The sequence below is a fragment of the Ramlibacter lithotrophicus genome (assembly GCF_012184415.1).
In the GTDB taxonomy this organism is placed as follows: Bacteria; Pseudomonadota; Gammaproteobacteria; order Burkholderiales; family Burkholderiaceae_C; genus Ramlibacter; species Ramlibacter lithotrophicus.
Genome location: NZ_VTOX01000004.1, coordinates 381,005 through 403,922, shown reverse-complemented (window position 1 = coordinate 403,922; position 22,918 = coordinate 381,005). Strand labels below are relative to the sequence as shown.

Sequence of the window (22,918 nt, the reverse complement as noted above, 5' to 3'; positions counted from 1 at the left end):
CATGGTCACATGCGGAAGTGCTCGCCGAGGTAGACCCGGCGCACGTCGGCGTTGTTGACGATCTCGGACGGCGTGCCCTGCGCCAGGACCTCGCCTTCGCTGATGATGTAGGCGTGGTCGCAGATGCCCAGCGTCTCGCGCACGTTGTGGTCGGTGATCAGCACGCCGATGCCGCGCGACTTGAGGAAGCCGATGATCCGCTGGATCTCGATCACGGCGATCGGGTCGATGCCGGCGAACGGCTCGTCCAGCAGGATGAAGCGCGGCTGCGTCGCCAGCGCGCGCGCGATCTCAACGCGCCGCCGTTCGCCGCCCGAAAGCGCCAGCGCCGGCGAGTCGCGCAAGTGGTCCACCCGCAGGTCCTGCAGCAACGCCGTCAGGCGCTTGTCGATCTCGGCGCGGGGCAGGGGCCGGCCGTCGCCGTCGCGCTGCAGTTCCAGCACCGCGCGCACGTTGTCCTCGACGTCGAGCTTGCGGAAGATCGACGCCTCCTGCGGCAGGTAGGACAGGCCCAGCCGCGAGCGGCGGTGGATCGGCATGTGCTCCACGGAGCGGCCGTCGATCGAGATCTCGCCGGCGTCGGCGCGCACCAGCCCGACGATCATGTAGAAGGACGTCGTCTTGCCCGCGCCGTTGGGGCCCAGCAGGCCCACGACCTCGCCCTTGGCGACGTCGAGCGACACGTCCTTGACCACCCGCCGGCTGCCGTAGGTCTTCTGCAGGTGGCGCACCTCCAGGCGGCTGGCCGCGGCCGTGGCCGGCGCCGCCGGACGCGCCGCCGCCGGCAGCACCTGCATCACTTCTTCCCCCCGTCCAGGGTGGTGCTGGGGCGCAAGCGCGCCGGCGGCGCCGGGGGCGCGGACGGCGCCGAAGCGCCGGCACGCGGCGCCAGCACGGCTCGCACCCGGCCACCGGCCGCCGCGCTGGCCGGACCGCCGTCGACGGAGAAGGTGTCGTTGCCGTTGTCGTAGGTGATCAGGCTGCCGACCATCTCGTCGCTGAGGGTCGGGCCGCGGTACCGGCGCAGTTCCGCGCGCTTGATGAACTTCACCCGGTCGGCCTTGCCGTCGTACTCGATGGTCTCGGCCTCGCCTTCGATGAACTCGTCGACGCCTTCGCGCTTCTGCCGGTAGAACGCGAGCTTGCCCGGTTCGGCCGTGACCAGGCCGTGCTGGTAGCCCTCGGCGTCCTGCCGCACGTCGACCCGGGCGCCGCGGATGACGATCGTGCCCTTGGTGATGACCACGCGGCCGGTGAACACGCTGGCCTGCTTCAGGTCGTCGTAGCGCAGCGCGTCGGCCTCGACGTTCATCGGCTTGTTGCGGTCGGCCCGCTCGGCGTGGGCGGCGCTGCCGCCGAACGCCAGGGCCGCCGCCAGCAGCAGGGCGAGAACGGACGGCGGATGGGTTGGTGTCGGCACAGGCAGGTTCCCGATGCGCGCCAGGGCACGCGAAGGCATGAATCTTGCTGTCATTGTACCCAGCGACGGCACCGCCGGTGCCCGCGCGGCGCGAAAATCCGACGGCGCGGGCAGCGCGCCTCAGCGGGTCTTGCGGGCGTCGGCGACCAGCCAGTCGGTCACCTGCAGCAGGCGATCCATGCTGCCGGCGAGCGTGCCGTCGGTGTACCAGCGACCGGCGACGCCGATCGACGGCACGCCCTGCACCTTGTAGGCGTTCTGCAATTGGGTCGCGCGGCGCACCTTGCTCGCGACCGAGAACGAGTTGTACAGCTCCTTGAACTGCGCGGCGTCGAGCCCCTGCTTGCCGGCCCAGGCGAGGATCAGGTCCTCGCGATTGACCGCCTGGTGCTCCATGTGGACGGCGTGGTAGACCTTCGGATGCAGTTGGTCGACCTTTCCGAGCGCTTCGAGCGTGTAGTACAGCCGCTGGTGTGGCACGAAATCGTCGCGGAACGCCACCGGCACCCGCTTGACGACGACGTCGGCGGCCTGCCGCTTCACCCAGGGCTCGAAGCGCGGCTCGAAAGCGTTGCAGTGGGGACAGCCGTACCAGAAGAACTCCAGCACTTCGACCTTGCCTTGCGAGGCGTCCACCGGCACGCGCTTGTCGAGCGTGATGTAGTCGATGCCTTCCTGCGGCTGCTTCGCCTGTGCCAGCGCGGCAACCGGCACCCCGGCGGCGGCACTCGCCAGCACGCCGCCCACGGCCGCGGAAAAGTCGCGTCGATTCATCGCATTCACTCCTTGCAGAACATCTCTGAGGCGGGGCCGGCCGGAAGGTTCCGGCAGCGGACCGTGCCGCGCCTTCAGCGCTGCACCCGCACCAGCGCGGTCTCGAAGCCGCCGGCCTCGATCCGTTCCTTCTGGCGGTCGGCGTCTTCCTTGCGGTCGAACGGACCGACCCGCACCCGGAACACCTGGCGCCCGGACTGCTCGCGCTCCGTCACCTTCGCGTCGACGCCCATGAGCGAAAGCTTGGCGCGCTGGGCCTCGGCGTCCTCGGGCGTGCGGAACGCGCCGGCCTGCACGAAGTAGAAGAAGGGATCGACGTTGGCGCCGGCGCCAGCGCGGGCCGCGGCGAAATCCCCCAGGGGATCAGCCGCGCGGCCCTTCGCCGCGCCCGCCGGGTCGGGAGCGGGGATGGTAGCGACCGGCGCCGCGGGTGCGGGCGCGCCCGAGGCCGCAACCGCGCCGGCGGGCGCCGCAGGCAGCGGCTTGGCCGGGTTCTTGCCGTACAAGGGCGCGTTCGGGTCCCAGTCGCGGTTCTTGCGCGTCTCGGCCGCATCCTGCTCCGCCGAGCGGTAGGTGGCCTTGTTCAGGAAGGGCACCGGCACCTTCGTGACGTACACGGCGACCGCCAGGGCCACGCCCAGGCCGATCACCATGCCGATGATGATGCCCACGATCATGGAGCCGCGCTGACTGTTCTTCACTGCTGGAATTCCTGCCCTGCAAGGGCTTTACATTTTGCTGGGCGCACCGACGCCGAGCACCGCCAGGCCATTGTGCAATACCTGCGCGCAGGCCGCGACCAGCGCCAGCCTGGCCCGGCGCAGCCGCTCGTCGTCGACGAGGATGCGCTCGGCATCATAGTAACTGTGGTACGTCGCAGCCAGCTCGCGCAGGTAGAACGTGACGTCGTGCGGCGCGAAGTCCGCGGCCGCCCCGGCGAGCATCTCGGGATAGCGCGCCAGCTGCAGCATCAGTGCCTGCGCCTGCGGGCTTTCCAGCACGCCGAGGTCGGCATCCTTCAGCTCGCCCGCGTCGCCGCCCCAGGCCGCCAGCACCGAACAGATCCGGGCGTGCGCGTACTGGACGTAGTAGACCGGGTTGTCGTTGTTCTGGGCCAGCGCCAGGTCGATGTCGAACACGTATTCGGTGTCCGGCTTGCGCGAGAGCAGGAAGAATCGCACCGCGTCCTTGCTGGTCCACTCGACCAGGTCGCGCAAGGTCACGTAACTGCCGGCGCGCTTGGAGATCTTGACTTCCTCGCCGCCGCGCATCACGCGCACCATGGTGTGCAGGACGTAGTCGGGATAGCCCGGTGGAATGCCGGCGTCCAGCGCCTGAAGCCCGGCGCGCACCCGGGCGATGGTGCCGTGGTGGTCGGTACCCTGGATGTTGACGACCTTGGTGAAACCGCGCTCCCACTTGGTGACGTGGTAGGCGACGTCGGGCACGAAATAGGTGTAGGTGCCGTCGCCCTTGCGCATGACGCGGTCCTTGTCGTCGCCGTACTCGGTGGTCTTGAGCCACAGGGCGCCGTCGTGCTCGTAGGTCCTGCCGGCGTCGCGCAGTTTCTGCACCACGGCATCGACCTTGCCGCTGGTGTACAGGCTCGACTCCAGGTAGTAGTGGTCGAACCGCACGTCGAAGGCGCGCAGGTCCAGGTCCTGCTCGTGGCGCAGGTAGGCCACCGCGAACAGGCGCATCCCGTCCAGATCCTCCACGTCGCCCGAGGCGGTGAACTCGCGGTCGTCCGAGCGCACCGTCCGGCGCGCCATGAAGTCGGCCGCGATCTCGGCGATGTATTCGCCGTTGTAGGCCGCTTCGGGCCACTGCGCATCGCCCGGCTTGAAGCCGCGTGCCCGCAGCTGCACGCTGGTGGCCAGCGTGGCGATCTGCACGCCGGCGTCGTTGTAATAGAACTCGCGGTGCACGTCCCAGCCCTGGCTGGCGTACAGGTTGCAGATCGCGTCGCCCAGCGCCGCTTGGCGGCCATGCCCCACGTGCAAGGGGCCGGTCGGGTTGGCCGACACGAATTCGACCATCATGCGCTGGCCGTTGGCGGCGCGCCGTCCGAAGCCGGCGCCGGCGGCCAGCACCTCGCGCACGACCTGCTGCTTGGCGGCGGGCTTGAGCCGGATGTTCAGGAAGCCGGGGCCGGCGATCTCGATCGCCTCGACCCACTGCGCGTAAGGCGCGGACTGCAGCAGCGCGCCGCGCAGCTCCTCGGCCACCTGCCGCGGATTGCGTTTGAGCGGCTTGGCCAGCTGCATGGCCGCGGTGCAGGCGAAGTCGCCGTGCGCAGCGACCTTGGGCGATTCGAAGACGGCCCTGTCGGCGGCGCCCGGTGAGAGTTTCTCCAGCTCCGCCGCGAGGCTGCGGAGCAGATCTTGTTTGACAAGGAGCATCGGCGGATTTTACGGGGCGGGCCACGCAGCCCGCGCCGGGCCGCCTGGCAGGCACTGTATGCTGGGGGCCCCTGCAGATCTCATCAATCCTTCCAAGGAGATGGCATGAAGAAGCTGATTTCCCTCGTGTCTTTGGGCCTGGCCCTGTCCGCGGGCGGCGCCTACGCTGCCAGCCATGCCGGTGCCGCGCCGGCCGCCGACGCCGGCAAGAGCGCCCAGCAGACCAGGATGGCGACCTGCAACAAGGAAGCCGCCGACAAGAAGGGCGACGCGCGCAAGGCCTTCATGAAGGAATGCCTCAGCGCCAAGGGAGAAACCACGCAACAGTCGAAGATGACGACCTGCAACAAGGAAGCCGCAGGCAAGAAGGGCGACGAGCGCAAGAAGTTCATGAGCGAGTGCCTCAAGAAGTCCTGAGCCAGGGCCCGCGCGTTCGGGCCTGAGTGCCCTCAGCCTGGCGCGCCAAAACCGCGCGCCAGGAACGCGCCCGCGATCGGAACCAGCGCGATCAGGTGGGCGGCGAGCATCACCTGGCGGCGGGCCGACCGCACCTGCGCCTCCCCCGGCAGGGCGCCGCTGGCCGCCAGTTCGCGCGCCCAGGCCCGGTACATCCGGGCCGGCTTGATCGCCAGCAGCGCGACGACGATGAACAGCGTGAATTTCAGGTGCACCAGCCAGTTGGCCCAGTACCAGGCGTCGCCCTTCATGCCCCACCAGATGCGTGCCAGGCCCGACAGCAGCACGGCGGCCAGCCCGATGAGGTAGATGGTGTCCACGGTGACCAGGCGCTGCACCACCTTGGCGTTCATCCATTCGCTGCGGCAGATCGCCGTTTCGCTGGTGACGAACACCACCGCGGTCAGGATGGCCAGCAGGTGGATCGAGGCGAGGATGGCTTCGAGGGTCATGGGTGGTCGGCGCCGGCCTGCCAGAAGGCGGGCTGGCCATAGTTGTGCTTGAGGAAGTCGATCCACAGGCGCACCCGCAAGGGCAGGTGCTTGCGCTGCGGAAAGACCGCGTAGATGCCGTTGGGCGGGGCGGCGAACGCCGCCAGGACTTCGGTCAGCCGGCCGGCGGCGATGTCGTGCTCGACCTCCCAGGTGCTGCGCCACGCGATGCCGTAACCGGCCAGGCACCAGTCGTGCAGCACCTGACCGTCGGAGCAGTCGAGCGGGCCACCCGGCTTCAGGTGGATCACCTCGTCGCCTTCGGCCTTGGCGACGCGGAAGGCCCAGCCGCGCGTCTGCGACGCGTCGCTGGACAAGGTGAGGCAGTCGAACTTGACCAGCTCGCTGGGATGCTGCGGCGCGCCGTGCCGCTCCAGGTAGCCCGGCGTCGCCACGCACAGCCGCCGGTTCTCGGCCAGCCGCACGCTGACCAGCGACGAGTCGCGCAGGTCGCCGACGCGCACCGCGCAGTCGTAGCCTTCGGCCGCCAGGTCGATCACCCGGTCGCTCAGGTTCAGCGAGATCGTGACGTCCCGGTGCGCCTCGCGGAACTTCGGCACCAGCGGCGCCACGTGGCGCCGGCCGAAGCCGGCGGGCGCCGTGATACGCAGGTGCCCGCTGGCCTTGACGCCGCCCGCGCTGACGCTGGCTTCGGCATTGGCGATGTCGGCCAGCACCCGCTGGCAGTCCTCGAGGAAGGCGCTGCCCTCGTGAGTGAGGCTGATGCGCCGGGTAGTGCGGACCAGCAGCTTGACGCCGAGCCGCTCTTCCAGCGCGTCCAGGCGCCGGCCCATGATCGCCGGCGCCACGCCCTCGGCCCGGGCGGCCGCCGTCAGGCTGCCGCGCGTCGCGACCGAGACGAAGGACTCCAGCTGTTTGAGTTTGTCCACGAGCCGATTATGCGCACCGGCGTTCGCAATCCTGCCGCTGTCGGGCGGAATTGCATCGCGAGCCACCGGCCGCCCCGGCGGCGCACGCCGCGATCACTCGCCGGCCGCGATCACTCGCAGCGACTGCAGCCGCGCGATCTCCCCGGCGCTGTAACCCGCTTCGCGCAGCAACTCCTGCGTGTGCTCGCCCAGGCGCGGCGGCTGCAGCCGCAGGCCCGGCCGCTCGCCCCCCAGCGTGAACGGAAACAGCGGCACCTTGGTGGCCCGCCCGTCGGGCAGCGTCAGCGGCGCGAGGCCGCCGGTGGCGTTGAGGTGCGGATCGTCGAACAGTTCCTCGGGTCTGGTGATCGGCGCGAACGGGAGCCCGTTCTTCTCGAACACTTCGGTCAGTTCGCCGGCGCTGTGCGAGGCGAGCCGCTCGCGCAGCAGCGGGATCAGCCACTCGCGCGCCCGGACGCGATCGTTGTTGGTCTTCAGGCGCGGGTCGGCAAACAGGTCGGCGTAGCCGAAGGCGTCGCAGAAGATCTTCCACTGGGTGTCGCTCACGGCGGCCAGGAAGATCTGCTCGCCGTCCTTGACGGTGAATACGTCGTAGACCGCCCAGGCCGAGATGCGGCCCGGCATCGGCGCGGCCGGCTGGCCGGTGACGGCGTACTGCATCATGTGCTGTGCCACCAGGAGCACGTTGTTCTCGTAGAGGGCGCTCTGCACTTCCTGGCCGCGGCCGGTCCTCTGGCGCAAGGCGAGCGCGGCCATCGCCCCGATCGCGCCGAACATGCCGCCCATGATGTCGTTGACGCTGGTGCCGGCTCGCAGCGGATCGCCGGGCCGCCCGGTCATGTACGCCAGCCCGCCCATCATCTGCACCACTTCGTCGAGCGCCGTGCGATGGTCGTAAGGCCCCGGCAGGAAACCCTTGTGGCTGACGTAGACCAGCCGCGGATTGAGTTTGGCCAGCGACGCGTAGTCGAGGCCCAGTTTCTTCATGGTCGCCGGCTTGAAGTTTTCGCTCACCACGTCGGCGGTGGCGATCAGGCGCAGCGCCGCCTCGCGGCCTTCGGCCTGCTGCAGGTCCAGCGCGATGCTCTTCTTGTTGCGGTTGAAGAGCGGGAAGAACCCGGCGCCGGATCCCAGCAGCCGGCGCGTCTTGTCGCCGTCGATCGGCTCGACCTTGATCACTTCCGCGCCCAGGTCCGCCAGCACCATGCCGCAGGTCGGGCCCATCACCATGTGGGTGAATTCCACCACCCGGATGCCTTCGTAAGGCAATTGTTTCGTCTCGGACAACCGGGGCTCCTTCCCGTGAATTCCTGTGGCCGGTGGCCGGTGGCTACTCTACCCTTGCCCCTCGCCTCAGCGATTACCACTGCTCAGGTCACAAATCCTTCTCGCCACGGCAGCTGGATCGACCCACAGGTTCCAAATACAGTCGCGGAATGGAAAAACCCCGCGCGGTCCTGTTCGACGCCTATGGGACGCTGTTCGACGTGTACAGCGTCGCCCTGACCGCGGAGCAGCTGTTCCCCGGGCAGGGCAGTGCCTTGAGTGTCCTCTGGCGCGACAAGCAGATCGAATACACGCGGCTGGTCACCGGCAGCGGCGACGGAGAGCACTACCGGCCGTTCTGGGAGTTGACGCGCGCCGGCCTGCGCTACGCGTGCAAGCGGCTCGGGCTCGAGCTGTCGCCCACCGCGCAAGAGCGGCTGATGAACGAGTACCGGCATCTCTCCGCCTTCCCCGAGGACCGCGAGGTGCTGCAGGCGCTCAAGGCCGCCGGCGTGACCACCGGCATCCTGAGCAACGGCGACCCCGACATGCTGGGCGTGGCGGTGCGCAGCGCCGGGCTGGACGGCCTGCTCGACCACGTGCTGAGCGTCGACGCCGTCCGCAAATACAAGACCCATCCCGCGGCGTACGGCCTGGGCCCTGCCGCCACCGGGCTGGCAGCGAAACAGATCGTCTTCGTCAGCAGCAACAGCTGGGACGCGCTGGCCGCGACCTGGTACGGCTACCGCACCTTGTGGGTGAATCGCGCGGGCCTGCCGTTCGAGGAACTCGGCACCCAGCCGACCCGCAGCGGCAGCAGCCTGCGCGACGTGCTGGCTTTTTTCGATTGACCTGATTTTCCCCGGAGAGAGAACCATGACCGACCGCATCACCGTCCACGGCCTGCAAGTGGCGGCCGAACTGCACCGCTTCGTCGAGGAGCAGCTGCTGCCCGGCACCGGCGTCACCAGCACTGCCTTCTGGAAGGGCTTCGACGCGATCGTCGCCGACCTGGCGCCGAAGAACGGCGCCTTGCTGGCCGAGCGCGACCGGCTGCAGGCCGAGATGGATCGCTGGCACAGCGCCAACCCCGGCCCGATCCGCGACATGGCCGCGTACCGCGGTTTCCTCGAGAAGATCGGCTACCTCGTGCCGGCGCCGGCCGGCGCGAAGTCGACGACCTCCAATGTCGACGCCGAACTCGCGCTGCAGGCCGGCCCGCAACTGGTGGTGCCTATCCTGAACGCACGCTATGCCCTGAATGCAGCCAACGCCCGCTGGGGTTCGCTCTACGACGCGCTGTACGGCACCGACGTCATTCCGGAGACCGGCGGCGCCGAAAAGGGCGAAGGCTACAACCCGGGCCGCGGCGCACGAGTGATCGAATACGCCCGCCGCTTCCTCGACGCGTCCGCGCCGCTGGCCGGTGGCTCTCATCACGACGCCGCGGGCTACCGCGTCGAGAGCGGCAAGCTGGTGGTCGCGCAGAAGAACGGCGGGACGGCAGCCCTGAAGGACCCGGCCCGGTTCGCCGGCTACCAGGGCGATGCTGCCAATCCTTCGTCGGTCCTGCTGCGAAACAACGGCATCCACATCGACATCCGCATCGACCGCCGCTCGGCCATCGGCAAGGACGACGCCGCCGGCGTGGCCGACGTGGTGCTGGAAGCGGCGCTGTCGACCATCCTGGACCTCGAGGACTCGATCGCCGCCGTCGACGCGCAGGACAAGACGCTTGCCTACTCCAACTGGCTGGGCATCCTGCGCGGCACCTTGACCGAGCAGGTCACCAAGGGCGGCAGGACCTTCACCCGCGGCCTGAACCCCGACCGCGTCTACACCGCGCCCGACGGCGCCGGCAAGGTGACGCTGCACGGCCGGTCGCTGCTGTTCGTGCGCAACGTCGGCCACCTGATGACCAATCCGGCGATCCTGTGGGGCGGCGGCAAGGAGATCCCGGAAGGGATCATGGACGCGATGATCACGACGGCCATCGCCATGCACGACCTCCAGGGACATGGTGCGAACGGGATCCGCAATTCCCGGACCGGATCGGTCTACATCGTCAAGCCGAAGATGCACGGGCCCAAGGAAGTGGCGTTCGCCTCGGAGCTGTTCTCGCGCGTCGAGGCCGTGCTGGGGCTGCCGGAGAATACCGTCAAGCTGGGCATCATGGACGAGGAGCGCCGCACCAGCGTCAACCTGAAGGCCTGCATCGCCGCCGCCTCGTCGCGCGTCGCATTCATCAACACCGGGTTCCTCGATCGCACCGGCGACGAAATGCACACCGCGATGCTGGCCGGGCCGATGATCCGCAAGGGCGACATGAAGTCGAGCGCCTGGATCCAGGCCTACGAGAAGAACAACGTGCTGGTGGGCCTGGGCTGCGGCCTGCGCGGCCGGGCCCAGATCGGCAAGGGCATGTGGGCCATGCCCGACCTGATGGCCGCGATGATGGAGCAGAAGATCGGCCACCCGAAGGCCGGCGCCAACACGGCATGGGTGCCCTCGCCCACGGCCGCCACCTTGCACGCGCTGCATTACCACCAGGTGAGCGTCGCCCAGGTGCAGCAGGACCTGGAGAAGATCGACGCCGACGGCCAGCGCGAGGAACTGCTCACGGGCCTGCTGACGGTGCCGGTGGTGGCAAAGGCCGAATGGAGCGCCGCCGAGCGCCAGCAGGAGATCGACAACAACGCGCAAGGCATCCTGGGCTATGTCGTGCGCTGGGTCGACCAGGGCGTGGGTTGCTCCAAGGTGCCGGACATCCACAACATCGGCCTGATGGAAGACCGCGCGACGCTGCGCATCTCCAGCCAGCACATCGCCAACTGGCTGCACCACGGCGTCTTGACGAAGGAGCAGGTGATCGAGACCTTCCAGCGGATGGCGGCCGTGGTCGACGCCCAGAACGCGGGCGATCCGTTCTACAAGCCGATGGCCGGCAACTGGGACACGTCGTTCGCCTACCGCGCGGCGCTGGACCTGGTGTTCAAGGGCAAGGAGCAGCCGTCGGGCTACACCGAGCCGCTGCTGCATGCGTGGCGGCTGAAGGTGAAGGCTGCGGCATAACCGCCGAAACCCAACAGCCGGACGCAGAGGCCGCGTTCATGACCGACCCCACCCGCTGCCCCATCTGCGGCCAGCCCAATCGCTGCGCGATGGAGGTGGAGCGCGAGACCGGCCTGAAGCAGGACGCCTGCTGGTGCACGCAGGTCGACTTCGGCGCCGCCCTGCTGGCGCAGGTACCGGCCCCCGCGCAGGGCCAGGCGTGCATCTGCGCCGCCTGTGCGGCCAGGCAGGTCAGCCCGCCGCCCGGCCCTCCAGCCGAGCCTTGAGGAAGCCGCCCGTGCCGTAGCGCGTCACCCGGCTGTAGAAGCGCCCGGTCAGGCGCGTCACCATCTCCGAATACTCCTCGACCAGCCCCGGCAGGATGCTGAAGTTGTCGTAGGTGACGACCACCGCCAGCCGATCCTCCGGCTGCTTCACCACCGGCTCGAGCAAGCGCGTCACGTAGCCTTCGATGGCGGCGATGCCCTCGCGGCTGTCGATGCTCAGCCCCTCGAAGTCGATGAACAGCATCCGGTGCGCCAGGTCCAGCTGGTAGCGGGCCGACAAGGGCTTGGACAGCAGCCGCTCGCGCAATCCCATGGCCGCCTCGCCGAACAGGGCCGAGGACATCAATGGCAGGTCCGGCGCGATGGCCGGCACGAACTCCATGTGGGCGAGCACGTCGCGATCCAAGTCGATGCCGGGCGCGATCTCGATCAGTTCCAGCCCGCCGTCGGCCAGCCGGAACACGCAACGCTCGGTGACGTACAGCACCCGCTGACCGCGCCGCCGCGCTTCGCGCCCGCTGAAGGTGCGGTGCTCCACCTGCCGCACGAACTTGCGCCGGGTCCCTTCGCTCACGATACCCAGTTTGCCGCCTTCGACCAGCACCGAGCGGTGGCCGGCCGTGAAGGTGCCGACGAACACCACCGTCTTGGCGTTCTGGCTGATGTTGATGAAGCCGCCCGCCCCCGCCAGCCGCGTGCCGAAGCGGCTGACGTTGAGGTTGCCCTCGGCATCGGCCTGCGCCAGCCCCAGCACCGCCAGGTCGAGGCCCCCGCCGTCGTAGAAGTCGAACTGGTTGGGCTGGTCGATGATCGCCTGCGGGTTGACGGCGGCGCCGAAGCTCAGCCCGCTGGCCGGGATGCCGCCGATCACGCCGGGCTCGGCCGTGAGCGTGACCAGATCGAACACGCGCTCCTCGGCCGCCACGCCGGCCACTCCCTCGGGCATCCCGATGCCGAGATTCACCACGCTGTTGGCCTTCAGTTCCAGTGCCGCCCGCCGCGCGATCACCTTGCGCTCGTCGAGCGGCAGCGGCGGCAGGCGGTCCAGCGGCAACCGGATCTCGCCCGAATAGGCCGGGTTGTACTGCTCGCTGAAGGTCTGCATGTGGTGCGCCGCATCGGTCGCCACCACCACCGCGTCGACCAGCACGCCGGGGATCTTCACCTGCCGCGGATGCAACGTGCCGCGCTCGGCCACCCGCTCCACCTGCGCGATCACGATGCCGCCGGAATTGCGCGCGGCCATTGCGATGGCCAGCGCCTCCAGCGTCAGCGCCTCGCGTTCCATCGTGAGGTTGCCGTCCGGATCCGCCGTCGTGGCGCGGATGATGCCCACCGAGATCGGGAACGCCTTGTAGAACAGGTACTCGCGCCCGTCGACCTCCATCAGCCGAACGAGCTCCTCGGTGGTGCGCGCATTGACGCGGCCGCCGCCGTGGCGCGGGTCGACGAAGGTGTCCAGGCCGACGTGCGTGAGCGTGCCCGGCTTGCCGGCCGCGATGTCGCGGAACAGATGGGTCAGCACCCCTTGCGGCAGGTTGTAGGCCTCGATCTCGTTGGCGATCGCCAGTTGCTGCAGCGCCGGCACCAGCCCCCAGTGGCCGCCGATCACGCGCTTGACCATGCCGCGATGGCCGAGGTGGTTCAGGCCCCGGTGCTTGCCGTCGCCCTGCCCCGCCGCATAGACCAGTGTCAGGTCGCGCGGCGAGCCGCTGCCGGTGTCGGCCTGGCTCGCCAGGAACCGCGCCTCCAGCGCGACCGCGATTTCCTCGGCGAAGCCGATGCCGACGAAGCCGCCGGTGGCCACGGTGTCGCCGTCGTGGATGAGGCGGACCGCTTCCGCGGCGCTGGCGATCTTGTTGCGCCGGGTGCCCGGCGGCGTGTGCTCGTTCATCTGTGCATGCATGGGGATCCCCGTGGCGCCACTGTTCCCATCATCGTCAACGGCCGCACCGGCGACAAGGCGCGGTGGTCGCGGGCCGGACTGGAGTGGCGCCGGGGCCCCGCGCGCGAGCCGCAGCCGCCACAATAGCCGCATGTGCCAGCTGCTCGGAATGAACTGCAATACGCCGACTGACGTGACCTTCAGCTTCACCGGATTCGCGCAGCGCGGCGGCCGCACCGACCATCACGCCGACGGCTGGGGCATCGCCTTCTTCGAAGGACGCGGCCTGCGCCATTTCGTGGACCACCAGCCGGCCTTCGAGTCCCCCGTCGCGGAGCTGATCCGCCGCTACCCGATCAAGAGCCGCAACGTCATCGCGCACATCCGCAAAGCGACGCAGGGCGAGGTGGCGCTGGAGAACTGCCATCCGTTCGTGCGCGAGCTGTGGGGCCGCTACTGGGTGTTCGCGCACAACGGCAACCTGGAGAACTTCCAGCCGCGGCTGCACGCGAGCTTCCTGCCGGTGGGCGCCACCGACAGCGAGCGGGCATTCTGCTGGCTGATGCAGGAGTTCGCGAAATCGCACGCCGGCGTGCCGAGCGTGGCGGAACTGACGCTCACCTTGCGCGAACTGGTGCCGCGGATCGCCCGCCACGGTCCGTTCAACTTCATGCTCTCCAACGGCGAGGCGCTGTGGACGCACTGCTCCACCCGGCTCTTCCACGTGGAACGCAAGCACCCGTTCGCCCATGCCCAGCTCGCCGACGAAGACCTCAGCATCGACTTCGCCACCATGACCTCGCCGCAGGACCGGGTGGCGGTCGTCGTGACGGCCCCCCTCACCACCAACGAGCAATGGACGGCCATGCAGCCGGGCGAGCTGCGGGTGTTCGTGGACGGGGCTGCCGTCGGTTGAAGCGCGTCAGCGGCTTCCTACCGCCGGCCGGGGCGAAGCGGCCGACACGTGCGCGCGCCGGCGCGCCATGCTGCGGCTCCAGGAGGAACGAGCGAACGTGGCCCAACAGAACCAGGGAAAGCGCAAGCTGCCGTCGCTGCACCCCGACGTCCGGCTGCTCGGCAGCATCGACGAAGCCATGGTGCAGCGGTTTCTCGACCAGTCCGGCGCCGCGCAGGGCGACAAGCCGCTGGTGCTGGAACTGAGCACCATGGGCGGCGACGCGGAGAGCGCCCGCCGGCTGGCGGAGGAGATCGTGTTGCTGCGCCAGGCGCGCGAGGTGTTCTTCCTCGGCAAGACCTACGTCTATTCGGCCGGGATCACGGTGATGGGGGCCGTGCCGTCGACGCACCGCTTCCTCACTCCCGACACCATCCTGCTGGTGCACGAGCGGCGCATGGAGCGCACCGTGCAGATGACCGGCGCGCTGCGCTCGGCGATCGCGGTGGCCCGCGACCTGCTGGCGGAACTGGAGATCGGCCAGGTGCTGGAACGCCGCGGGTTCGAGCAACTGGCGGCGGGCAGCAAGCTGAGCGCCGACGAGTTGCTGCAGCGCGTGCTGGACAAGGACTGGTACCTCACGGCCGAGGAGGCGCTCGAACTGGAGCTGATCGGCGGGATCGTCGGCAACGGCGCCGTTTAGCGCGCGAGCGCCGCCTCCAGCGCGTCGACGAACACCGCGGCGACGTCGAAGCCGGCCTGCTGCGCGATCTCCTGGAAGCAGGTCGGGCTGGTCACGTTCACTTCCGTCAGCCGCTCCCCGATCACGTCCAGGCCCACCAGCAGCAGGCCGCGCGCGGCCAGCACGGGGCCGATGCCATTGGCGATCTCCAGGTCGCGCGCGGACAGCGGCTGCGCGACGCCCTTCCCGCCGGCGGCCAGGTTGCCGCGGATTTCGCTGCCCTGCGGGATGCGCGCGAGACAGTACGGCACCGGCTTGCCGGCTATGACCAGCACGCGCTTGTCGCCCTGGGCGATCTCCGGCAGGAAGCGCTGCACCATGATCGTCGTCGTGCCATGGCGGTTGAGCGTCTCGATGATCGAGCCGAGGTTCAGGCCGTCGGCGCCGACCCGGAAGATGCCCATGCCGCCCATGCCGTCCAGGGGCTTCAGGATGATCTCCTGGTGCTCGGCATGGAAGCGTTTGACCTCGTCGGCGTCGCGCGTGACCAGCGTCGGGCCGGTGAACTGCGCGAACTCCATGATGGCCAGCTTCTCCGGGTGGTCGCGCAGCGCCGCCGGCTTGTTGAAGACGCGCGCGCCTTCGCGCTCCGCCTGCTCCAGCAGGTGCGTGGCGTAGAAGTACTCGCTGTCGAACGGCGGGTCCTTGCGCATCAGCACGGCATCGAACTCGCGCAGGGCCCGCGTGGCGCAGCGCTCCTGCGCGAACCAGTCGTCCAGGGTGCCGGTCAGGGCGATCTCGCGCACCTGGGCATGGACCACGCCGCCCGTGCGCCACGAGAGGTGGCGCGGCTCACAGGCGGCGAGCCGGTGGCCGCGGCGCTGCAGCTCGCGCATCATCGCGAAGGTGGTGTCCTTGTAGGTCTGGAAGGCTTCCAGCGGATCGGCGACGAAGAGGATGTTCATGGATGGCACGGGGAATGTCACCCCCACTGTCGCACAAATCGGGAGAGCCCCTGCGGGCCTCAGCGCTAGTCCCCAGTCCCAGGCCCTGGCCTCTAGATTTCGATCTTCGACCCCAGCTCCACCACGGAGTTGTTCGGCAGGTTGAGGAAGTCCGCCGCGGCGCTCGCGTTGTGGTGCATCTGCGCGAACAGCTTCTCGCGCCACGGCGCCATGCCGCGCCCTATGCTAGGCACCACCGTGTCGCGCGACAGGAAGTAGCTGGTCTTCATGGCGTCCAGCTCGCAGCCGCGGCCGCGGATCTGCTCCAGGGCGCGCGGAACGTCGGGATCGTTCTTGAATCCGTAATGCAGCGTCACCTGCCAGCAGCTGTGGCCCAGGGCCTCGATCTCCACCCGCTTGCTGATGCCGATCCATGGCACCTCGTGGCTGCGCACGGTGACGAACAGGTTCTGCTCGTGCAGCACCTTGTTGTGCTTGAGGTTGTGCAGCATCGCGTTGGGGACCGTCCCCGGCTCCGCTGTCAGGAACACCGCCGTGCCCTCGACCCGCGTGGGCGGGCTCACGAACACCGCTTCGAGGAAGCTCTTGAGGTCGATGGAATCGGCCTTGAGCTTGTCATTCAGCAGCGCGCGGCCCTGCTTCCACGTCATCATCAGCGTGAACATGGCGCCGCCGATCAGGACCGGGAACCAGCCGCCCTGCGGCAGCTTGAGCAGGTTGGACGCCCAGAACGTGAGGTCCACCACGAGGAAGATGCCGGTGGCCGTGATGCACAGCCACAGGGGATAGCGCCAGCCGTAGCGGATCACGAAGAAGGTGAGGATGGTCGTGATCAGCATGTCCGAGGTCACGGCGATGCCGTACGCCGCGGCCAGGTTGCTCGACGACCGGAACATCACCACGGCCATCGCAATGGCGACGAACAGGCCCCAGTTGATGAACGGCAGGTAGATCTGGCCGGTTTCGCGCACGCTGGTGTGGCGCATCTGCAGGCGCGGCAGGTAGCCGAGCTGGATCGCCTGCTTGGTCACGCTGAACGCGCCGGTGATCATCGCCTGCGAGGCGATCACCGTCGCCATGGTGGCGAGGCCCACCAGCGGCAGGACGACCCACTCGGGCGCCATCATGTAGAACGGGTTCTTCACCGCCAGCGGGTCCTTCAGCAGCAGGGCGCCCTGGCCGAAATAATTGATGGTGAGCGCCGGCATCACCACCGTGAACCACGCGATGCGGATCGGCTTCTTGCCGAAGTGGCCCAGGTCGGCGTACAGCGCCTCGGCGCCGGTCACGCACAGGACCACCGCACCGAGGATCACGAACGTGGTCCCCGGGTTGTGGAACATGAATGAAAGCGCGTAATACGGGTTCAGCGCCTTCAGGACCACCGGGTTGCCGACGATGTGCGCGGCGCCGAGCACGGCGATCGCACCGAACCACACCAGCGTGATCGGCCCGAAGAACTGCCCCACGCCCGCCGTGCCGCGCTTCTGCAGCGCGAACAGGCAGAACAGCACCACCAGCGTGAGCGGCACCACGTAGTTGGCGAACTGGGGCGAGAGGACCTCCAGGCCCTCGATGGCGGAGAGCACCGAGATCGCCGGCGTGATGACGCCGTCGCCATAGAACAGGCAGGTGCCGAAGATCCCCACGACGAGCAGCACGCGGCGCAACTGCGGCCTGTCCTTCACCGACGTCGACGCCAGCGCCAGCATCGCGATCAGGCCGCCCTCGCCGTGGTTGTCCGCGCGCAGCACCAGCAGCACGTACTTGATGGAGACGATGACGGTGAGCGTCCAGAAGAAGATCGACAGGATGCCGTACACGTTGCCGGGAGTGAACGGCACGTGACCGGAGCCGAAGACTTCCTTCATCGCGTACAGCACGCTGGTGCCGATGTCGCCGTAGACGACACCGATCGCGCCGAGGGTCAGGGCGGTGAGCGAGGACTTTGAGGTTGCCACTGGGCGGGCCGCCTTGTGGGGCCCCGGGGGGCCGGCGGTTGAACGTCTTTTTTGGGTTGGCTATTGTGCGCCCGCCGTTGCCGGAACGGCCGGGCATGTTGCGGCGCAGCAACGCCGCCCGCAAGGCTTCAGTCGTAGACCTCGGCCTCGGGGTCGGTGGCCTCCAGCTCGTAGCTGGCGGCGAGCATCGCCAGCCGGCCGATCACGCCGTACATGTAGAACCGGTTCGGCGCGCTGGCGCCGGGCTTGGCACCGGGCTGCGGCAGCCGCGTGCTCTCGGCGAACGCGAGGGGCACGTAGTCCGCGCCGGGCGCATTGAGGTTCTCGTCGGTGCCGCGCTCGGCGTGGACCCGGTAGAAGCCGCCGACGACGTAGCGGTCGATCGTGTAGACCACCGGCTCCGCCACGGCGTCCCCGATCCGCTCGTTCGTGAGGACGCCTTCCTGGACGATCACGTCGCGCACCGGCGCCTGCCCGCCCTTGACCGCGGACATCTGGCCGCTGCCCTTGCCGGTCAGCGCCTCGAGCTCCTTGGCGTCGCGCACCGTGCTGATCGCCAGGCCCGACGTCCCGTTGTCCGCCTTGACGACCACGAATGGCTTTTCGCCGATGCCGTATTCCTTGTACTTCTTGCGGATCTTGGCGAGCAGCGCGTCGACGTTGGTCGTGAGGCAGTCCATGCCGGTGCCCTCGGCGAAGTTCACGGCGCCGCACTTGTTGAACATCGGCGTGATCAGCCAGGGATCGATCCCGAGCAGCTTGCCGAAGCGCTTCGCGATCTCTTCGTAGCTCTGGAAATGATTGCTCTTGCGGCGCACCGACCAGCCGGCGTGCAGCGGGGGCAGCAGGTACTGCTCGTGGATGTCCTCCAGGATCCCCGGCACGCCGGAGGACAGGTCATTGTTGAGCAGGATGGTGCAGGGGTCGAAGTTCTTCAGGCCCAGGCGGCGGCGCGTGCGCACCACCGGTTCGATCAACACCGAATCGCCGTCCGGCAGGCTGACGCTGGCCGGCTCGTGCAGCTCGGGGTCGATCGACCCGAAGCGCACGTTCAACCCGGCCATGTAGAAGATCCGCTTGAGCTGGGCCAGATTCGCCAGGTAGAAGGTGTCGCGGGTGTTCTCGGGCACCACCAGCAGGTTCTTGGCTTCCGGGCAGATCTTCTCGATGGCGGCCATCGCCGACTGCACCGCCAGCGGCAGCATGTCCGGCGTCAGGTGGGCCCAGCCGCCGGGGAACAGGTTGGTGTCGACCGGGGCCAGCTTGAACCCGGCATTGCGGATATCGACCGAGCTGTAGAACGGCGGCGTGTGCTCCATCCACTCCAGCCGGAACCAGCGCTCGATGGCGGGCGTGGAATCCAGGATGCGCTGCTCGAGCTCGTTGATTGGCCCCGTCAGGGCGGTGATGAGGTGCGGAACCATGCGGCCTTCTTCGCCTTCTGTTCGGGAAAGTCCCGACGATTGTAGGGAGATGCGGGCTGCCCGACGGCTTGCAACCCACGATTCTTCAGACCGGCGCCGGCCGCGGAGGTTCAGCACGAGCGCGCGGCGAGGCGATCGCCTCCCGCGCTATGAGCGCACTTCGCCCTGGCCCAGCACCACCCATTTCAGCGACGTCAGCCCTTCGATGCCGACCGGTCCGCGGGCATGGAACTTGTCGGTGCTGATGCCGATCTCGGCGCCGAGCCCGTACTCGAATCCGTCGGCGAAGCGGGTGCTCGCATTCACCATCACGCTGGCCGAGTCCACCTCGCGCAGGAACTGCTGGGCATGCACGTGGTCGCGGGTCAGGATCGCGTCCGTGTGGTGGCTGCCGTACCGGTTGATGTGGGCGATCGCTTCGACGACGTCGGCCACCACCTTGACGCTGATCACGGGCGCGAGGTACTCCTCGAACCAGTCCTGCTCGCTCGCCGCCTGCACCTTGGCCGCCGGCACGCCGGCGAGGACCGCCGCCGACTCGGCGTCGCAGCGCATCTCGACGCCCTTGGCAGCGTAGACGGCGCCGATCCGCGGCAGGAACTCCGCGGCCACGCCGCGCGCCACGAGCAGGCCTTCGGTCGCGTTGCACGGGCTGTACTTCTGGGTCTTCGCGTTGTCGGCGACGCGCACGGCCATGTCGATGTCGCACGGATCGTCGACATAGGTGTGGCAATTGCCGTCCAGGTGCTTGATCACCGGCACCCGCGCGTCGCGGCTGATGCGCTCGATCAGGCCCTTGCCACCGCGCGGAATGATCACGTCGACGAACTGCGGCATGGCGATCAGCTGTCCCACCGCCTCGCGGTCGGTCGTCTGCACCAGTTGCACCGCCTCGGCGGGGAGCCCCGCCTGGACCAGCGCCTGCTGCACCAGCCGGGCCAGCGCCTTGTTCGACTCGATGGCCTCCGAACCCCCGCGCAGGATGCAGGCGTTGCCGCTCTTGATCGACAGGCTGGCGGCCTCGATCGTCACGTTGGGCCGGCTCTCGAAGATCATGCCGAAGACGCCGATCGGCACGCGCATCTGGCCGACCCGGATCCCGCTGGGCTGCTGGCGCAGGCCGCTCACCTCGCCCACGATGTCGGCCATCGCGGCGAGCTGCTCGCAGCCCTGGGCCACCGTTTCGATCGTCTTGGGCGTGAGCCGCAGGCGGTCGATCATCGGCTCGGCCAGCCCGGCGGCGGCGGCGCGCTCCAGGTCCCTGGCATTGTCGGCCTGCAGCGGCTGCGCCTGCTCGCGCAGCAGTCCCGCCAGCAGGCGCAGCGCGCGGTTGCGGCTGGCCGCGTCGGCGGCGGCCATGCGGGCCGCCGCCTGCCGGGCCTGCAAGCCCAGCGTCTGCATGTATTCGGCCACGTTGAGGGCGTTCATGCCCCGATTATCCGCTGCCCCCGCGGGCCGTCAGGCCCGGGCCCGCTGGGCCGCGGCGGCGCCGGTCGCGCCGATGCACTCCTGGCACAGCGCGAAGGCCAGCCGGTGCAAGGCCTCCCAGCCCCCGGCCGGCCAGCCGGGCGCCTTGAGGCCCTTGACGATGCCGTCGACCAGGTGGGCCGAGTACAGCAGGTTGTCCAGCGCGGTGGCCGTCAGCCGCGGCAGCACGCGCTCGAACAGGCGCTCCTTCAGCCCCCAGACCCGCTGCTCGCGCAGGGCGACGGGCAACGGCCGGCCGGCCGCCGTGGCCTCCTTGACCCGGCGCAGCGCCCGGATGTCCTCGGCCAGGGTGTAGTGCACCAGCACTTCGGCGACGCCCTCGGCGCGCAGGCCGTCGAGCATGCGCTGCACCCGGGCCGGCTGGCCGCCGAGCACCGCTTCGGACAGCTTGAACACGTCGTAGCGCGCCACGTCGAGCACGGCGCTCTCGACCTGCTCGAAGCCGAGCTCGCCGGGCGGATGCAGCAGCGCGAGCTTCTGGATTTCCTGGTGCGCCGCCAGGAGGTTGCCCTCCACCCGGTCGGCGAAGAACTGCAGGGTGCGCTGGCCTTCGTCGCCACCCGCCACGCGCTGCCCCTGCCGCGCCAGCCGCTGCGCGATCCATTGCGGCAGCGCATGCCGCTCGACGGGGTCAAGCTGGATCGCGACACCGTTGCTTTCGAGGGCGGCGAACCAGGCGCTGCTGCGCGTCATCCGGTCCAGCTTCGGCAGCAGCACCAGGGTCAAGGTGCTGTCGCTGCCGGCCGCGCCTTGCGCGATCTGCTGCAGCGCCGGGCTGCCTTCCTTGCCCGGCTTGCCCGAGGGGATGCGGATCTCCACCAGCTGGCGCTCGGCGAACAGGCTGAGCGAGCCGCCCGCCGCCAGCACTTCGCTCCAGTCGAAGTGGGCGCCGGCCACGGTGTGCACGCTGCGTTCCCCGTAGCCGGCGCTGCGCGCGGCGGCGCGGATCGCGTCCGCCGCCTCCTGGATCAAGAGCGGCTCGTCGCCGTGGAGCGTGTAGAGGGACTTCAGGCCCTTGGCCAGATGCTGGCCGAGCTGGCCCGCGGAAAGCTGCATGCCGGCAGTTTACGACGAGCTGTTCGGCCCTCTTGCGGGGCCGCCCGCCGGCGACTACGCGGGAACGACCGCCTCGATGCGGGTCTTGGCACTCACGAAGGTCGCGTCGAGCGCCAGCTCGCGGCACTTCTGCATCGCCACTTCCTGGAAGGTATCGACGGCCCGGTCGATCAGCTCGCGGGTGATCGTGAGCGGCGGCGCGAAGCGGATCACGGTCTCGTGCGTCTCCTTCGACAGCACGCCGCGCTCGGCCAGCCGTTCGACCAGTTCCCGTGCGCTCGCGTGCGCCGGATCGATGTCGACGCCGGCCCACAGGCCGCGGCCGCGCACGCCGCGGACCAGCGGCGCGGCGGCGTGCATCACGCCGCGCAGGCGCTCGAGCATGTGCTCGCCCAGCGCCGCGCTGCGCGCCACCAGGTCCTCGTCCTCGATCACCAGCAGCGCCTCCAGGCCCACGGCCGCCGCGAGGGCGTTGCCGCCGAAGGTCGATCCATGGCTGCCGGGGTTGAATACGTCCATCACGGCCCGGTCGGCCAGGAACGCGCTCACCGGCAGCACGCCGCCGCCCAGCGCCTTGCCGAGGATCAGCGCGTCCGGTCGGATGCCTTCGTGCTCGAACGCGAACCAGCGGCCGGTGCGGCCCAGGCCGGCCTGCACCTCGTCGTCGATCAGCAGGATGTCGTTGCGCGTGCACCAGTCGCGCAGCTCGCGGAAGAAGCCGTCCGGCGGCAGGATCACCCCAGCCTCGCCCTGGATCGGCTCGATCAGAACGGCGCAAGTGCTGGCCGTCGTCGCAGCCCGCACGCTGGCCATGTCGCCGAAGTCGAAATGCCGGAAGCCGGGCGCGAACGGGCCGAACCCGGCGCGGTAGTCGGCCTCGGTGGAAAAGCCGATGATCGTGCTGGTGCGGCCATGGAAATTGCCGCGCGCCACCAGGATCTGCTGCTCGCCGTCGGCGATGCCCTTCACGAAGTGGCCCCAGCGGCGCGCGCACTTGATCGCCGTTTCCACGGCTTCGGCGCCGGTATTCATCGGCAGGGCGCGGTCGAAGCCCGCGACGGTGCACAGCTTTTCGAGGAACGGACCGAGCGTGGTGCCGTGGTAGGCGCGGGACGTGACGGCCACCTGCTGCAGCTGCCGCTGCACGGCCGCGACCAGGCGCGGGTGCAGGTGCCCATGGCTGACGGCGGAGTACGCGCTCATCATGTCGATGTATTCGCGGCCCTCGACGTCCCAAATCAGACAGTCGCGGGCCCGTGCGACGACCACCGGCACCGGCTGGTAATTGCGCGCGCCGAAGCGTGCTTCCTGGCCGATGAAGGTCTGCGTGGCGGTGGCGGTCGTCGCGTCCATGTCTACTCCTGTTGGCTTGCAGGACAGTCTAGGCCGCGACCCGCTGCGAACGTGGTGAATCTGGAGCCCGCGCGCAGCGGCGGCGGCACAACCGCAGGTATCGCACTTCCGAAACGGCAGTGCTGTAGGACGCCTGTCGAAGGCGCTGCAAGCCGGGATGCCGCGCCGCTGA

At 69.2% G+C, this 22,918-nt stretch carries 21 protein-coding genes; 6 read left to right on the top strand and 15 right to left on the bottom strand.

The window, feature by feature from the left end; all coding sequences use genetic code 11:
* Positions 1–5: 5 nt before the first annotated feature.
* The 5 genes from lptB to argS form a co-directional block, all read right to left on the bottom strand.
* Positions 6–797 (bottom strand): LPS export ABC transporter ATP-binding protein, encoded by a 792-nt coding sequence (gene lptB / locus RAMLITH_RS14370; RefSeq protein ID WP_168108096.1) that lies wholly within the window; start codon positions 795–797, stop codon positions 6–8.
* Positions 797–1,459, bottom strand: coding sequence for a lipopolysaccharide transport periplasmic protein LptA (gene lptA, locus RAMLITH_RS14365; protein ID WP_168108095.1), 663 nt, complete (start codon positions 1,457–1,459; stop codon positions 797–799). The genes lptB and lptA overlap by 1 nt, the downstream gene beginning before the upstream one ends.
* 81 nt (positions 1,460–1,540) lie before the next feature.
* Entirely contained in the window at positions 1,541–2,194 is a 654-nt protein-coding gene (locus tag RAMLITH_RS14360) for a thiol:disulfide interchange protein DsbA/DsbL (RefSeq protein WP_168108094.1), read from the bottom strand.
* A 74-nt stretch (positions 2,195–2,268) separates the two neighbouring features.
* On the bottom strand, positions 2,269–2,895 hold the full coding sequence (locus tag RAMLITH_RS14355; protein WP_337786154.1) for an SPOR domain-containing protein: 627 nt from the start codon (positions 2,893–2,895) through the stop codon (positions 2,269–2,271).
* A 27-nt stretch (positions 2,896–2,922) separates the two neighbouring features.
* Positions 2,923–4,596: an arginine--tRNA ligase gene (gene argS, locus RAMLITH_RS14350; protein WP_168108093.1), complete on the bottom strand. Its 1,674-nt coding sequence runs from the start codon at positions 4,594–4,596 to the stop codon at positions 2,923–2,925.
* A 105-nt stretch (positions 4,597–4,701) separates the two neighbouring features.
* On the opposite strand from argS, the gene RAMLITH_RS14345 reads away from it, so the two are divergent.
* Complete coding sequence (locus RAMLITH_RS14345) at positions 4,702–5,013, top strand: PsiF family protein (protein ID WP_168108092.1); 312 nt, start codon at positions 4,702–4,704, stop codon at positions 5,011–5,013.
* 32 nt (positions 5,014–5,045) lie between these two features.
* On the opposite strand, the gene RAMLITH_RS14340 is transcribed toward RAMLITH_RS14345, so the two are convergent.
* The 3 genes from RAMLITH_RS14340 to RAMLITH_RS14330 form a co-directional block, all read right to left on the bottom strand.
* Positions 5,046–5,504 carry a DUF2214 family protein gene (locus RAMLITH_RS14340; RefSeq protein ID WP_168108091.1) on the bottom strand — a complete coding sequence of 153 codons (459 nt, stop codon included), beginning with the start codon at positions 5,502–5,504 and terminating at the stop codon, positions 5,046–5,048.
* Positions 5,501–6,433, bottom strand: a complete 933-nt coding sequence (locus RAMLITH_RS14335; RefSeq protein WP_168108090.1) for a LysR substrate-binding domain-containing protein — start codon at positions 6,431–6,433, stop codon at positions 5,501–5,503. The genes RAMLITH_RS14340 and RAMLITH_RS14335 overlap by 4 nt, the downstream gene beginning before the upstream one ends.
* A gap of 93 nt (positions 6,434–6,526) precedes the next feature.
* Complete coding sequence (locus tag RAMLITH_RS14330) at positions 6,527–7,720, bottom strand: CaiB/BaiF CoA transferase family protein (protein WP_168108089.1); 1,194 nt, start codon at positions 7,718–7,720, stop codon at positions 6,527–6,529.
* Positions 7,721–7,869: 149 nt separating this feature from the next.
* Here RAMLITH_RS14330 and RAMLITH_RS14325 point away from each other — a divergent pair, with 149 nt between their 5' ends.
* From RAMLITH_RS14325 to RAMLITH_RS14315, 3 genes are read left to right on the top strand one after another with little or no spacing between them, the layout of a single operon-like run.
* The gene (locus RAMLITH_RS14325) at positions 7,870–8,550 is read left to right on the top strand and encodes a haloacid dehalogenase type II (RefSeq protein ID WP_168108088.1); all 681 of its coding nucleotides are present in this window, start codon (positions 7,870–7,872) and stop codon (positions 8,548–8,550) included.
* A 25-nt stretch (positions 8,551–8,575) separates the two neighbouring features.
* Positions 8,576–10,771 carry a malate synthase G gene (locus RAMLITH_RS14320; RefSeq protein ID WP_168108087.1) on the top strand — a complete coding sequence of 732 codons (2,196 nt, stop codon included), beginning with the start codon at positions 8,576–8,578 and terminating at the stop codon, positions 10,769–10,771.
* Positions 10,772–10,809: 38 nt separating this feature from the next.
* Entirely contained in the window at positions 10,810–11,037 is a 228-nt protein-coding gene (locus tag RAMLITH_RS14315; RefSeq protein ID WP_168108086.1) for a cysteine-rich CWC family protein, read from the top strand.
* Here the strand turns inward: RAMLITH_RS14315 and RAMLITH_RS14310 are convergent.
* On the bottom strand, positions 11,003–12,943 hold the full coding sequence (locus tag RAMLITH_RS14310; RefSeq protein WP_168108085.1) for an acyl CoA:acetate/3-ketoacid CoA transferase: 1,941 nt from the start codon (positions 12,941–12,943) through the stop codon (positions 11,003–11,005). The genes RAMLITH_RS14315 and RAMLITH_RS14310 overlap by 35 nt on opposite strands.
* Before the next feature lie 130 nt (positions 12,944–13,073).
* Here RAMLITH_RS14310 and RAMLITH_RS14305 point away from each other — a divergent pair, with 130 nt between their 5' ends.
* Positions 13,074–13,838 (top strand): class II glutamine amidotransferase, encoded by a 765-nt coding sequence (locus tag RAMLITH_RS14305; RefSeq protein ID WP_168108084.1) that lies wholly within the window; start codon positions 13,074–13,076, stop codon positions 13,836–13,838.
* Between the two features lie 97 nt (positions 13,839–13,935).
* The gene (locus RAMLITH_RS14300) at positions 13,936–14,520 is read left to right on the top strand and encodes an ATP-dependent Clp protease proteolytic subunit (RefSeq protein WP_168108083.1); all 585 of its coding nucleotides are present in this window, start codon (positions 13,936–13,938) and stop codon (positions 14,518–14,520) included.
* Here RAMLITH_RS14300 and gshB read toward each other — a convergent pair.
* From gshB to rocD, 6 genes are all read right to left on the bottom strand, one after another.
* Complete coding sequence (gene gshB, locus RAMLITH_RS14295) at positions 14,517–15,464, bottom strand: glutathione synthase (RefSeq protein ID WP_168108082.1); 948 nt, start codon at positions 15,462–15,464, stop codon at positions 14,517–14,519. The genes RAMLITH_RS14300 and gshB overlap by 4 nt on opposite strands.
* A gap of 92 nt (positions 15,465–15,556) precedes the next feature.
* Positions 15,557–17,425 (bottom strand): KUP/HAK/KT family potassium transporter, encoded by a 1,869-nt coding sequence (locus RAMLITH_RS14290; protein ID WP_168108081.1) that lies wholly within the window; start codon positions 17,423–17,425, stop codon positions 15,557–15,559.
* A gap of 128 nt (positions 17,426–17,553) precedes the next feature.
* Complete coding sequence (gene gshA / locus RAMLITH_RS14285; protein WP_168108080.1) at positions 17,554–18,849, bottom strand: glutamate--cysteine ligase; 1,296 nt, start codon at positions 18,847–18,849, stop codon at positions 17,554–17,556.
* 147 nt (positions 18,850–18,996) lie between these two features.
* A complete protein-coding gene (locus tag RAMLITH_RS14280; RefSeq protein ID WP_168108079.1) occupies positions 18,997–20,277 on the bottom strand; it encodes a glutamate-5-semialdehyde dehydrogenase in 1,281 nt (426 codons plus the stop codon).
* A 30-nt stretch (positions 20,278–20,307) separates the two neighbouring features.
* Positions 20,308–21,393, bottom strand: coding sequence for a DNA polymerase III subunit delta (gene holA, locus RAMLITH_RS14275; RefSeq protein WP_168108078.1), 1,086 nt, complete (start codon positions 21,391–21,393; stop codon positions 20,308–20,310).
* A 54-nt stretch (positions 21,394–21,447) separates the two neighbouring features.
* Positions 21,448–22,746 carry an ornithine--oxo-acid transaminase gene (gene rocD, locus RAMLITH_RS14270; RefSeq protein WP_168108077.1) on the bottom strand — a complete coding sequence of 433 codons (1,299 nt, stop codon included), beginning with the start codon at positions 22,744–22,746 and terminating at the stop codon, positions 21,448–21,450.
* Between the last annotated feature and the right edge of the window lie 172 nt (positions 22,747–22,918).

Bases quoted from the DNA above. Each gene is read 5' to 3' on its own strand.
- RAMLITH_RS14315 (WP_168108086.1), top strand. From the start codon at position 10,810: ATGACCGACCCCACCCGCTGCCCCATCTGCGGCCAGCCCAATCGCTGC.
- RAMLITH_RS14320 (WP_168108087.1), top strand. From the start codon at position 8,576: ATGACCGACCGCATCACCGTCCACGGCCTGCAAGTGGCGGCCGAACTG.
- gshA (WP_168108080.1), bottom strand. From the start codon at position 18,849: ATGGTTCCGCACCTCATCACCGCCCTGACGGGGCCAATCAACGAGCTC.
- RAMLITH_RS14325 (WP_168108088.1), top strand. From the start codon at position 7,870: ATGGAAAAACCCCGCGCGGTCCTGTTCGACGCCTATGGGACGCTGTTC.
- lptB (WP_168108096.1), bottom strand. From the start codon at position 797: ATGCAGGTGCTGCCGGCGGCGGCGCGTCCGGCGGCGCCGGCCACGGCC.
- gshB (WP_168108082.1), bottom strand. From the start codon at position 15,464: ATGAACATCCTCTTCGTCGCCGATCCGCTGGAAGCCTTCCAGACCTAC.
- lptA (WP_168108095.1), bottom strand. From the start codon at position 1,459: ATGCCTTCGCGTGCCCTGGCGCGCATCGGGAACCTGCCTGTGCCGACA.
- RAMLITH_RS14305 (WP_168108084.1), top strand. From the start codon at position 13,074: ATGTGCCAGCTGCTCGGAATGAACTGCAATACGCCGACTGACGTGACC.
- RAMLITH_RS14280 (WP_168108079.1), bottom strand. From the start codon at position 20,277: ATGAACGCCCTCAACGTGGCCGAATACATGCAGACGCTGGGCTTGCAG.
- argS (WP_168108093.1), bottom strand. From the start codon at position 4,596: ATGCTCCTTGTCAAACAAGATCTGCTCCGCAGCCTCGCGGCGGAGCTG.
- RAMLITH_RS14345 (WP_168108092.1), top strand. From the start codon at position 4,702: ATGAAGAAGCTGATTTCCCTCGTGTCTTTGGGCCTGGCCCTGTCCGCG.
- RAMLITH_RS14340 (WP_168108091.1), bottom strand. From the start codon at position 5,504: ATGACCCTCGAAGCCATCCTCGCCTCGATCCACCTGCTGGCCATCCTG.
- holA (WP_168108078.1), bottom strand. From the start codon at position 21,393: ATGCAGCTTTCCGCGGGCCAGCTCGGCCAGCATCTGGCCAAGGGCCTG.
- RAMLITH_RS14360 (WP_168108094.1), bottom strand. From the start codon at position 2,194: ATGAATCGACGCGACTTTTCCGCGGCCGTGGGCGGCGTGCTGGCGAGT.
- RAMLITH_RS14310 (WP_168108085.1), bottom strand. From the start codon at position 12,943: ATGCATGCACAGATGAACGAGCACACGCCGCCGGGCACCCGGCGCAAC.
- rocD (WP_168108077.1), bottom strand. From the start codon at position 22,746: ATGGACGCGACGACCGCCACCGCCACGCAGACCTTCATCGGCCAGGAA.